This window comes from Klenkia sp. PcliD-1-E (assembly GCF_024124375.1).
Lineage (GTDB): Bacteria > Actinomycetota > Actinomycetes > Mycobacteriales > Geodermatophilaceae > Klenkia.
In genome coordinates this window covers 1-10,654 of record NZ_JAMXRZ010000132.1, presented here as the reverse complement: position 1 = coordinate 10,654, position 10,654 = coordinate 1, and the positions used below count along the sequence as shown (strand labels likewise).

Below are 10,654 nucleotides of genomic sequence, written 5' to 3'. Positions count from 1 at the left end.
GGCGCGCGCGGCCTCGGCGGCCGCGGCGCCGGCGGCGCGCTCCTGCGCCCGGCGCAGCTCCAGCACCGGCTGCAGCCGGAAGGCGGCCCGCTTCACGAGCCCGTCACGATGCGGTGCAGCTCGTCCCAGGCGGCGTCGGGCGAGGTGGTGTCCTCGACCGCCTGGCGCAGGAAGCCGGTGAGCTGCGGCTCGAGCAGCCGGGCGCGGTCGACCAGCGGGTCGCTGCCCTCGGTGTAGGCGCCGATCTCGATGAGCTCGCGGGCGTCGCGCAGCGCGCCGAGCAGCCGCCGGGCCTCGCGGGCGTCGGCCATCCGGTGGGGCGCGGTGACCGCCGAGGCGACCCGGGAGATCGACTCCAGGACGTCGATGGCCGGGAAGTGGCCGGCGGTGGCCATCTGCCGGGTGAGCACCACGTGCCCGTCGAGGATGGACCGTGCGGTGTCGGCGATGGGTTCGTTGTGGTCGTCGCCCTCGACCAGCACCGTGTACAGCCCGGTGATCGACCCGACCGCGCCGGTGCCGGCCTTCTCCAGCAGCCGCGGCATCATCGCGAACACGCTCGGCGGGTAGCCCCGGGTCGCCGGCGGCTCGCCCGCGGAGAGGCCGACCTCGCGCTGGGCCATCGCGGTGCGGGTGATGGAGTCCATGAGCAGCAGCACGTCGCGGCCGGCGTCGCGGAAGTCCTCGGCGATCCGGGTGGCCACGAACGCCGCGCGGAGCCGGACCAGCGGGGGCTCGTCGGAGGTCGCGACCACCACGACGGTGTTGGCCATGCCCTCGGCGCCGAGGTTCTCCTCGAGGAACTCCCGGACCTCGCGACCACGCTCGCCGATCAGCCCGATGACCCGGACGTCGGCGTCGGTGCCGCGGGTGATCTGGGCCAGCAGGGTCGACTTGCCGACGCCGGAGCCGGCGAAGATGCCCAGCCGCTGCCCGCGCCCGGCCGGGACGAGGGTGTCCAGCGCGCGGACGCCGAAGGACAGCGGCTGCGCGACGCGGGCGCGGGAGAGTGCGTGCGGGGTCTGGGTGGCCAGGTCGACGAAGCGGGCCCGGCCGGCCAGCGGGGGACCGCCGTCCACCGGGCGGCCCAGGCCGTCGAGCACTCGGCCGAGCAGCGCCGTCCCGACCGGGACCTGCAGCGGGCGGCCGGTCGCGCGCACCCGTGACCCGACGTGCACCCCGTGCACCTCGCCCAGGGGCATGCAGGTCAACCGGTCCCGGTGCAGGGCCACGACCTCCGCGCGCAGCGGCTCGCCCAGGCCGCCCGACCCGGCGATCTCCACGACGTCGCCGACCGCGGCGGTGACGCCCTCCACCGAGATGGTCAGGCCCATGGCGCCGGTGACGGTGCCGGTGCACACCGGGCGGGCGGCGGTGCGGGCCCGCGCGAGGACGTCGGCGACGCTCATGCGCCGAGCACGTCCCGGACCCGCTGCAGCGCCGGGCCCAGCTGGGCGTCGACGCGCTGCACGCCGGTCTCGGCGACGGCGCCGGCGTGCTCGACCTGCGGGTCGGCGACCAGCCGGACCGAGGCGGGCAGGCCGGCCAGCACCACGGGGTCGATCCGCTCGAGGTCGTCGGGGTTCAGCCGGACGACGGTCGGGCCGTCTTCCGGGCTGAGCGCCAGCGCCCGGCGCAGCGCGTCCACCCCGGGCTGGGTGGCGACCGCGAGCTCCCGGTCGAAGACCTCCTCGACCAGCGTCAGCACCGACCCCAGGACGAGCTGGTCGAAGGTCTCCCCGCCCACCGGCGGGGTGGCGTCGACCTGCGCGCAGGCAGCCGTGAGCGCGGCGACGGTGGAGGCGATCCGGGACTCCCAGCGCTGCTGGACGGCCAGCAACCGGGCCTCCGCCTCGGCCTCGACCCGGGCCACGGCGGCCTCGGCCTGCGCCATGCCCTCGGCGTGCCCGGCCGCCCAGCCCTCGGTCCGGGCCTGCTCGCGCAGCCGGTGCAGCTCGGCGGCGTAGACGTCCTCCAGCCGGGGGGCGGGCACGTCGCCGACCCGGCGGCCGGCCCGCTCCGGGGAGCGTCGGTCGGCCACGTAGGGGACGGCGGCGGCCGCGGCGTCGGCCCGGAGCACCGACGTCGGCACGTCGGGCTCGGCGCCGATCCGGGCCAGCACCGGGCGCTGCACCCGCACCGGGGCGTCGCGGACCACCCGGCCGGCACCGGGCGAGCGGTCCCAGGCCACGGCGCGCGCCGCGGAGTCCCCGCGCAGCACGGCCCCCTCAGGCGATGAGGTCATCGTCGCCCCCCCGGTCGATGGTGATCTGGCCGGACTCCTCCATCGTGCGCAGGACCGCGACCACGCGGGCCTGGGCCTCGCCGACCGTGGCCGCGCGGACCGGGCCGAGCAGCTCGATCTCGTCGGTGAGGTCGAGCGCGGCGCGCTCGGAGAGGTTGCGCATGACCTTGTCGCGGACGTCGTCCCGCACGCCCTTGAGCGCGGCGGCCAGGTCGGCGGGGGAGACCTCGCGGAGCACCAGCTGCATGGACCGGTCGTCGACGATGACGATGTCCTCGAAGACGAACATCTGCGAGCGCACCCGCTCGGCCAGCTCCGGGTCGTTGGTGGCCAGGGCCTCCAGGATCGACTTCTCCGTCGGCCGGGACGCCCGGTTGATGATCTCGACCAGGGTCTCGACGCCGCCGGCGGCCGGCAGGTCGGGGGAGGACAGCAGCGAGCCCATCCGGCGTCCGATCTCGTCCTCGACGAGCCGCACGACCTCGGGGGTGGTGCGGTCCATCATGGCGATGCGCAGCGCGACGTCGGCCTGCCGATCCGGGTCCAGCCGGCTCATCAGCTCGGCGGACTGCGGGGCGGGCAGGTGCGCCAGCACCAGCGCGATGATCTGCGGGTGCTCCTCGCGCACGAACGACAGCAGCTGGCGGGTGTCGGCGTTGCGCAGCGAGGTGAACGGCGGCTCCTCGTAGACGCTCTGCAGCCGGCCGAGCACGGCCTCGGCCTCCGCGTCGCCGAGCCCGGCGGTGAGGGCCTGGCGGGCGAACTCCAGACCACCGGCCCCGACGGCCGGTGCGTGCAGCATCCGGTCGTGGAACTCGAACAGGACGTCGTCGATGTCGGCCGGGTCCACGGACTTCAGCCGCATGAGCTCACCGGTGAGGGCGTCGATCTCCTCCGGGGTGAGCTGGGCCATGACGGCGCCCGCTTCCTCCCGGGTCATCTGGGCAAGGAACAGGGCAGCCTTGCGGAGTCCGGAGAGGTCGCGTCGGGGCAGGCGGACGGGAGCCCGGTCGGGGTCGCCCCCGGGCTCCAGGCCCACCATCTGCTCGACGGACGCCAGGGTCATGTCCGGCTCTCGGCCAACCAGCCGCGCAGGGTCGACGCCACGGCGTCGGGCTGCGACTCGATCATGTTCGTGATCTCACCGCGCAGGCGCTGGCGCTCCATGGCCTCGACGGCGGCCGCGGTGCGCGACTGCAGGCCGGCGTCGCGGGTGCTGGCCACCTGCAGCGCCTCGAGGTCGTCGTAGTCGCCGTCCAGCTCCTCGTAGTCCTCGTCCGGGTCGCCCTTCTTGCGGTTCTTCAGCCAGACCAGCAGCAGGACCAGCAGCAGGCCGCCGACGATGGCGCCGGTCTTGACCATCGACCACATCTGCTCGCTGGCGGCGGCCTCGTTGGCGGCGGCGATGCCGGCCTGGGCGGCGTCGGCGGCGGCGGTGCTGAAGGCCATCGAGGAGACGGTGATCGCGTCGCCGCGGGCCGGGTCCAGCGAGACGGCCTGGCTGACCAGGTCCTGGATGGTGCCGTTGGGCACGGTGCTGCCGCCGGCGGTGTTGAGCGCGACCGCGACGGTCAGCCGCTCGACCTGGCCCGGGGTGGACACGGTGTTGGTGACGGTCGTGTTGATCGGGTTGTTGACCGTCGTGGAGTTCTTGTCGTAGTTGCCGTCGCCGCCGGTGGTGGCCCCGGTGGTGCCGTCGGTGCCCAGGACGCCGCTGACGCCCGTGCCGCTGCCGGTGTAGGTCTCCGACGTCGTCGCCTCCGACGTCGCGGGGATCTCCACCGGGTAGCTGTAGGTGGTTGCGGTGCTCTGGCTCTGGTCGAAGTTCATCGTCGCGGCGACCGTGACGATGGAGTTGCCCGGGCCGACGATCTGGTCCAGCAGGTGCTGGGCGTTGGCCTGCAGGGTGTTCTGGAAGGTCGCCGTCGCGTCGCTCTGGCCGCTGGTGCCACCGACGCTGCCGGCCGCGGACAGCAGCTGGCCGTCGGTGTTGGTGACGGTGACGTCGGCGGGCTTCATCCCCGAGATGGAGCCGGCGACCAGGTTCACGATCGACTGCACCTGCTCGCTGGACAGGTCGGTGCCGGGGGTGAGGTCCAGCAGCACCGACGCGGTCGGGTCGCTGGTGTCGGTCACGAAGACCTCGTCCTTGGGCATCGCGATGTGCACGGCGGCGGTCCGCACGCCGTTCATCGACTCGAGGGTGTTGTTCAGCTCGCCCTCGAGCGCCCGCTGGTAGGTCGTCTGCTGCTGGAACTCGCTGGTCGTGATGCCGCCCTGGTCCAGCAGCGCGTAGCCGGAGTCGCTGCCGGCCTGGGGGGTGAGGCCCTTGCCGGCCATGGACAGCCGGAGGCTGTAGACCTGGTCCTTGGGGACCAGGATCGTGTCGGTGCCCTGCAGCTGGTAGGACACGCCCTCGGTGTCCAGCTCGTCGCGGATGGCCGAGGCGTCGCTGGCCGACAGGTTGGAGAACAGTGGCTCGTAGGTCGGCGTGGTCACCCAGCGGACGAAGAAGAAGGAGCCCAGGGCGAGGCCGAGCACGAGGACGGCCGCGACGGCCTTCTGCTGGAAGGTCATCGTGGCCAGCGTCGTGCGCGCCCGGTCCAGCGGGCCGGCAAGAACGGCGGGCATCAGACCGGCATCCTCATGATCTCGTTGAAGGCCTCGACGGCCTTGTTCTTGATGGTGACGACGGCGGTCGTGGCGAGCTTGGCCTCGTTCGCCGCGATCATGTAGTCGTGGACGTCCTGCAGGTCACCGGTGGCGGCCTGCTGGGCGTAGGTATCGGCAGTGCTCTGCAGGCCCTGCAGCTGCCCGATGGAGGAGGACAGCAGGTCGGCGAAGGAGCTGCCGTCGGCGGTCCGCGGCACGGCCGTGGTGCCGCTCTGGCCGGCCACGGCGGCGCTGCCCGCGGTGACGACGCCGTTGGTCAGCATCCCGGCGATGTTCCCCGCCGGCACGCTGTTGCTGACGCCGTTGTTGTAGTAGCCGGAGCTGACCCCGACGCCGGTGCCGGTGGTGAGCGCGAGCGGGTTGACGGTCACAGGTTCTTCCCGAGCGAGAGGGCCGCCTGGTAGGCGTCGGTGGCGCGCGAGATGGCGCTGATGTTGGCCTGGTAGCCGCGCTGCGCGATGAGCAGGTTGGTCATCTGGGTGCCCAGGTCGATGTCGGGCAGCCGCACGTAGCCCTCGTCGTCGGCCAGCGGGTTGTCGGGGGAGTAGACGAGCTTGCCCTCGCCGCTGCCGAAGGCCGCGCCGGCCACCCGGACGCCGCCGGTGCCCGAGCCGTAGTCCACGGCCTGAGCCACGATGAAGCGCTCCTTGAACGCCTCCTGGCCCGGTGCCGCGGCGGTGTTGATGTTGGCGATGTTGTCCGAGACCGCGTCCAGGTACTTGCGGTGCAGCGTCATGCCGGAGCCCGAGATCCGCAGGGCGTCGAAGGTACTCATCACTGCGTCCGCATCGCGGCGCTGAGGAGGTCGTACTTGCCGTTGAGGGCCTGCAGCGCCAGCTGGTAGCGCAGGCCGGTCTCGGTGGCGATGACGGTCTCGGAGTCCAGGTCGACGTTGTTGCCGTCGGTCCGGGTGGCGGCCAGCGAGCGGTGCACGGAGCCGCCGCCGACGGCGATGCCGCGGCCGTCGGAGAGCTCGGAGCGCAGCGAGGACTCGAAGTCGGTCCGGCCGGCGAGGAAGCCGGGGGTGTTGACGTTCGCGATGTTGTCGTTGCTGACCCGCTGACGCTGCGCCAGGCCGGTGAGGGCCGCGTGCAACGCCGTCATCGTGGTGTCGGAGATGCCGATCACCGGACGACCGTCCGCTCCATGTCACTACCTCCGCGGTGCTCGCGCGGACCCTCGGGAAGGCAGGTCCGTCGCGTGCACCCGTCATCGGCAGTGCGCAGGCCCGTCGTGACCACCGTGGCCGTGGCGACGTGTGTGACGAGCGGGGCTGCGCGTGCGGAGGGGGGCGATGGGGTGGCGCAGGGAGTATCGACACGCGTGGGTCGATGTTGAGTCGTGCCAGCTCAGCGGCCCGGACAGCACAGGACCCCCCAGTCCGGCCGAGGTCGGGCTGGGGGGTCCTGCGGAGATCTGCTCAGCGGTGGGTCAGACCGGCCGGTCGATGAAGGAGGACACCGGACGGCTCGGGGACTGCGACATGCGGGCCGCGAGGTCCCGCTGGCGGCGGGACTGCGTGATGCCCTCGACGAGGGCCTCGGCCACGGCGAGCTGGTGCTGCAGCAGGCGGGCGGCCCGCTCGCGCAGGTCGTCGGGCAGCGGGCCCAGGCCGCTGGGCGGGACCCAGTCGGTGGACCGGCGTCCCCAGGCGGCGATCTCGTCGGGCGAGGCGCCGGCCAGGGTCCGCTCGGCGGAGCGGGTGTCGTCCTCGAGGTCGTCCAGGGCCTCGGCCCACGTGCGCGGCGGGGTGTCCGAGCCGCGCCTGCGGTCCTCCCGCCGGTCCTCGGTGCGGCCGGCCGCGACCGTGGGCCAGGGAGTGCCCCCGCCGAGCGGCCGGACGCCGGGCAGGCTCATCCGGCGCTCTGGCCGCTGAGGATCGCCGCGGCCTCGGCCCAGGCGTCCCGCAGCGGCTCGACCACCGTGCGGCAGTCGGCCACCCGGCGGGCGTCGCCCTTGACGTTGGCCAGCACCATCTCGCCGTACAGCCAGGTGTAGAGCGAGCTGAGCGCGCCCGCGCCCTCCCACACCTCGGGGTTCAGCGTGCTGTGCAGCTCGAGCACGATGTCCTGCGCGTGCATGAGCTGCGCGCTGGCCTCCACGCGGTCGCCCTCGCCCAGGGCGGCCTCGGCGCGGACCAGGTCGAGCGCGAGCCGGTCGTAGAGCATGACCAGCAGGCGCTGGGGGGAGGCGGTCTCCACGGCGGAGGACTGGTAACGGGAGCGCAGGGCGGCGGTCATTCGGGATCTCCTGGGCGACGGGGGAGCGGGCTGGTCAGGACGTCTTGTTCGGGTTGTACAGCTGGCCGATCTGCGAGCTCAGCCAGGACGACTGGTTCTTGATCGTGTTGAGCGCGGTCTCCAGCGCGGTGAACTGCTTGGTCAGCGTGTCCTGACGGGCGGCGAGCCGGATGTCGAAGGCGTCGATCCGGTCCTGCAGCGAGTCGGCCAGGCTGTCCCGGCCCTCCGCCAGCTGGACGAGCGTGCCGGTCGACGAGTTGCTGGCCGTCTTGGCCAGGGCAGCGAGCTTGCCGGCGATGCCGTCGACCGCCGGGGTGGTGACGCCGTTGGTCGTCGAGGCGGCCGTGCCGGAGAGGATCGCGGTGACGGTGGTGGGGTCGCTGGCGAGCTTGGCCGCGAACACCGACGCGTCGAAGGCGATCGTGCCGTCCTTGTTGAGCTGCAGCCCGATGGTGGCCGCGCTCTTGCCACCGATCGCCGACGACACCGCCGTCAGCACCTGGTCGGACAACCCGGTCAGCGCCCGGTCGCCCTGCAGGGTGGCCACAGCGGCTCCGGGGGTGGACTGCGTGTACCCCTTGATGAGGCCGAGCGCGCCGTTGACGGAGTCCACCAAGGTCTGGACCTTCGTCGTGAGCGCGCTGGCGTCAGCGCCCACGGTGATCGTGGTCGGCTCGAAAGCGCTGGGGTCCGCCTTGGACACCGTCCAGGAGACACCCGGGATGACGCCGGTGAACGTGTTGGTGGACGAGGAGATCTGGCGCCCGTTGCCGTCGAGGCTGATGACCGCGTTGCGCTCGGCCCGGCTGAGCTCGAAGCCGCTCTCGGCGGTGCTGGCGTCCTCGTCCGCACCCTGGAGGGTGCGGGCGCCGGCCGTGCCGGTGCCGTCGCTGGTGACCTGGAGCCGGAACTCGGTCGGCCCCAGTTGGACGATGGTGGCGCGCACCCCGTAGCCGGCGCCGTTGATGGCGGCGACCGCGTCGGAGAGGGTGGCGTCCGCCGGCAGGTTGATCTGCCCGACGGTGGCACCGGAGCTGTCCAGCACCTTGATGGGCCATGCGGGCTTGGGCTGGCTGTCGGCGCGGGCGGTGGCCGACGTCCAGCTGCTGGTGCTCAGCACCTGCTTGCTGGCGGCGGTCTGCTCGACCCGGAAGCTGAGGGAGGACCCGTCGAGGGCGGCCGAGGTCGCGGTGGCGGTGACGGCGCTGTTGGTGCTCGAGGCGGTCCGTGCGGCCGCCAGGCCGGCGCTCGTCAGGGCCTCGGCCGCGCTGCGGACGGCGTCGAAGCGGGTGTTCACCGCGCGGTAGGCGGTGGCCTTGGCCTGGGCCACGGACAACTGCGTCTTGAGCAGGTCCTGCGGCTTGGCCTCGATCTTCATCAGGTTGCTGATGATCGACGTCGTGTCCAGGCCGGAGGCCAGTCCGTCGATCCCCATGGTCACCATCGCGCTGTCTCCTCCTCCGGAACGGGTCGTGGTCGGGTGGTGCTCCCTCTACATCGGCTGCCGTGACTCCACCTTGAGCCGAGGGCGCGCTCCCACTCGTCGGGGTGACCCCGGACAGCAGTGAGGGGGGTGGCCGGCTGGCCACCCCCCTCACCGGGAGTGCTGTGCTGCGGGTGTCCTACCCGCCTCAGCTCACTGCAGGAGCTTGAGGACCGACTGGGACGCCTGGTTGGCCTGGGCCAGCATGGCCGTACCGGCCTGGACCAGGATCTGGTTCTTGCTGAACTCGGTCATCTCCGACGCCATGTCGACGTCGACGATGCGCGAGCGGCTGGCCGTCAGGTTCTCCACGGCGATGTTCAGGTTCGCCGTGGTCTGCTCGAGCCGGTTCTGGACCGCACCCAGGTTGGCGCGAGCGGTCGAGACAGCGCTGATGGCCTTGTCCAGCAGACCCAGTGCAGCGTCGGGGCCACCGACGGTGGTCACGTCGATGCCCGCCACACCGAGGTCGGCCGCGGAGAAGCCGCCCGTCGCCGCGGCAGCCGCGGTGTTGGTGGTGGCCGCGTTGATGCCGCCACCGGCCGTGATGGCTCCGGTCGCCGTGGCGTCCTTCGCCTTGACCTGCAGCCCGCCGAGGCTGTCGACCGAAGCGGTGTAGGCCAGCTTGAACGCGGTGTCGGCGTTCAGCTGAGCAGCGATCGTGTTGGCGTTGGTGGAGGCGGTCAGCACCGCGGTCGTCGTGGTGACGCCGTTGAGCGTGAACGTGGCAGCAGCCGCGGTGGTGGCAGCGGCACCGTTCGCCCAGTTGCTGACAGCGCCGGACACGCCAGTCGACTTGACGCTGGCCGAGATGGTCTCCGCCGCGTTCGCACCGACCTGGAAGGTGCCGCTGTACGTACCGTCCAGCAGTGCCTTGCCGTTGAACTTGGTGGTGCCGGAGATGCGGGTCAGCTCCGCGTTCAGCTGGGTGATCTCGGACTGGATGTTGCCCTTGGCGGCGTCGGACAGACCGCCGTCGTTGGCCGCCTGCACCGACAGGTCGCGCATGCGCTGGAGGATGCCCTGGGTGGTGGCCAGCGCGCCTTCAGCGGTCTGCACGACGCTGACGCCGTCCTGGGTGTTGCGGATGGCGACCTTGAGGCCACCGATCTGGGACTTCATGCCCTCGGAGATGGCCAGACCCGCAGCGTCGTCCGCAGCGCGGTTGATGCGGAAACCGGAGGACAGCTTCTCCAGCGACTTGCTCATCGCCGAGTCGTTGACCGACAGGTTGCGGTAGGCGTTCATCGCCGCGGTGTTGGTGTTGATGCGCATGCCCATGGTGATCCTCCTGGATGTGGGGCGGTGCTGGGTTGTCCCGCTGCATCCGTGCTGCGGGTGGTACGGGGGTGTTTACGGCTGGTCGGGGCCGTGGCTTGAGTCGAATCCCCGAGATTTCGCCGGAGGGGTCAGGCCGGCTGGCCGAAGGCCCGGCGGACCGCCGCGGCGGTGCGCGGGGGCGGGGGGTAGAAGGCCCGCGAGGCCACCGGTCGGGCCCGCTCGCTGGTCCGCTCCAGCACCTGGGCGACGTAGCCGGCCTGCTGGGTGCGGGCCCGCACGCCGCCGGCGGCCGCCACCGGGCGCTCCTCCCAGGCCTCGCTCATCGCGGCGTGCAGCAGCACCAGGGCCCGCGCACGCATCTGCGAGACCCGCGACAGGGTCACCCCGAGGTCGACCGCGATGTCGGTCAGGGATTCATCACCGAAGAAACTCCGCTCGACCACCTCGCCCAGCCGGTCGGGCAGCGCGGCCATGGCCTCGTGCAGGTGACGGGCCCGCTCCCGCTTGACGACCGCGCGCTCCGGGGAGTCCCCGGTGGCCGGGACGTCGAAGGTCGCGCCGTCCTCGCCGGTCGACGCGTCGATGCTCACCATCACCGCGCGGTGCACGTCGACCTGCAGGGCCGACAGCTCGGTGGGGGAGACGTCCAGCTCGGCGGCCAGCTCGGCCCGCGTGGGCGGGCGGCCCAGCCGCGCGGCGAGCGCGTCGGCGGCGGCGTCGGAGCGGCGGGCC

12 protein-coding genes are annotated in these 10,654 nt (G+C 72.7%); all 12 read right to left on the bottom strand.

What is annotated here, in order from left to right; genetic code table 11:
* Positions 1-92: 92 nt before the first annotated feature.
* Positions 93-1,409, bottom strand: coding sequence for a FliI/YscN family ATPase (locus NH342_RS19580; RefSeq protein WP_253017453.1), 1,317 nt, complete (start codon positions 1,407-1,409; stop codon positions 93-95).
* Entirely contained in the window at positions 1,406-2,245 is an 840-nt protein-coding gene (locus tag NH342_RS19575; protein WP_253017451.1) for a FliH/SctL family protein, read from the bottom strand. The genes NH342_RS19580 and NH342_RS19575 overlap by 4 nt, the downstream gene beginning before the upstream one ends.
* Positions 2,229-3,311: a flagellar motor switch protein FliG gene (gene fliG, locus NH342_RS19570; RefSeq protein WP_253017449.1), complete on the bottom strand. Its 1,083-nt coding sequence runs from the start codon at positions 3,309-3,311 to the stop codon at positions 2,229-2,231. Before fliG ends, NH342_RS19575 begins: the two co-directional genes overlap by 17 nt.
* Positions 3,308-4,876 (bottom strand): flagellar basal-body MS-ring/collar protein FliF, encoded by a 1,569-nt coding sequence (gene fliF, locus NH342_RS19565; protein WP_253017447.1) that lies wholly within the window; start codon positions 4,874-4,876, stop codon positions 3,308-3,310. Before fliF ends, fliG begins: the two co-directional genes overlap by 4 nt.
* Entirely contained in the window at positions 4,876-5,289 is a 414-nt protein-coding gene (fliE, locus tag NH342_RS19560) for a flagellar hook-basal body complex protein FliE (protein ID WP_253017445.1), read from the bottom strand. The genes fliF and fliE overlap by 1 nt, the downstream gene beginning before the upstream one ends.
* Positions 5,286-5,693 carry a flagellar basal body rod protein FlgC gene (locus NH342_RS19555; RefSeq protein ID WP_253017443.1) on the bottom strand — a complete coding sequence of 136 codons (408 nt, stop codon included), beginning with the start codon at positions 5,691-5,693 and terminating at the stop codon, positions 5,286-5,288. The genes fliE and NH342_RS19555 overlap by 4 nt, the downstream gene beginning before the upstream one ends.
* Positions 5,693-6,046: a flagellar basal body rod protein FlgB gene (gene flgB / locus NH342_RS19550; RefSeq protein ID WP_253017441.1), complete on the bottom strand. Its 354-nt coding sequence runs from the start codon at positions 6,044-6,046 to the stop codon at positions 5,693-5,695. Before flgB ends, NH342_RS19555 begins: the two co-directional genes overlap by 1 nt.
* Before the next feature lie 303 nt (positions 6,047-6,349).
* Entirely contained in the window at positions 6,350-6,775 is a 426-nt protein-coding gene (locus NH342_RS19545) for a hypothetical protein (RefSeq protein ID WP_253017439.1), read from the bottom strand.
* The gene (fliS, locus tag NH342_RS19540) at positions 6,772-7,158 is read right to left on the bottom strand and encodes a flagellar export chaperone FliS (protein ID WP_253017437.1); all 387 of its coding nucleotides are present in this window, start codon (positions 7,156-7,158) and stop codon (positions 6,772-6,774) included. Before fliS ends, NH342_RS19545 begins: the two co-directional genes overlap by 4 nt.
* A 34-nt stretch (positions 7,159-7,192) precedes the next feature.
* The gene (gene fliD, locus NH342_RS19535; RefSeq protein ID WP_253017435.1) at positions 7,193-8,593 is read right to left on the bottom strand and encodes a flagellar filament capping protein FliD; all 1,401 of its coding nucleotides are present in this window, start codon (positions 8,591-8,593) and stop codon (positions 7,193-7,195) included.
* Positions 8,594-8,794: 201 nt separating this feature from the next.
* The gene (locus NH342_RS23955) at positions 8,795-9,916 is read right to left on the bottom strand and encodes a flagellin (protein WP_305884957.1); all 1,122 of its coding nucleotides are present in this window, start codon (positions 9,914-9,916) and stop codon (positions 8,795-8,797) included.
* Between the two features lie 134 nt (positions 9,917-10,050).
* Positions 10,051-10,654, bottom strand: a 604-nt coding sequence (locus NH342_RS19520) for a sigma-70 family RNA polymerase sigma factor (protein ID WP_305884956.1), incomplete at its 5' end; no start/stop codon positions are given.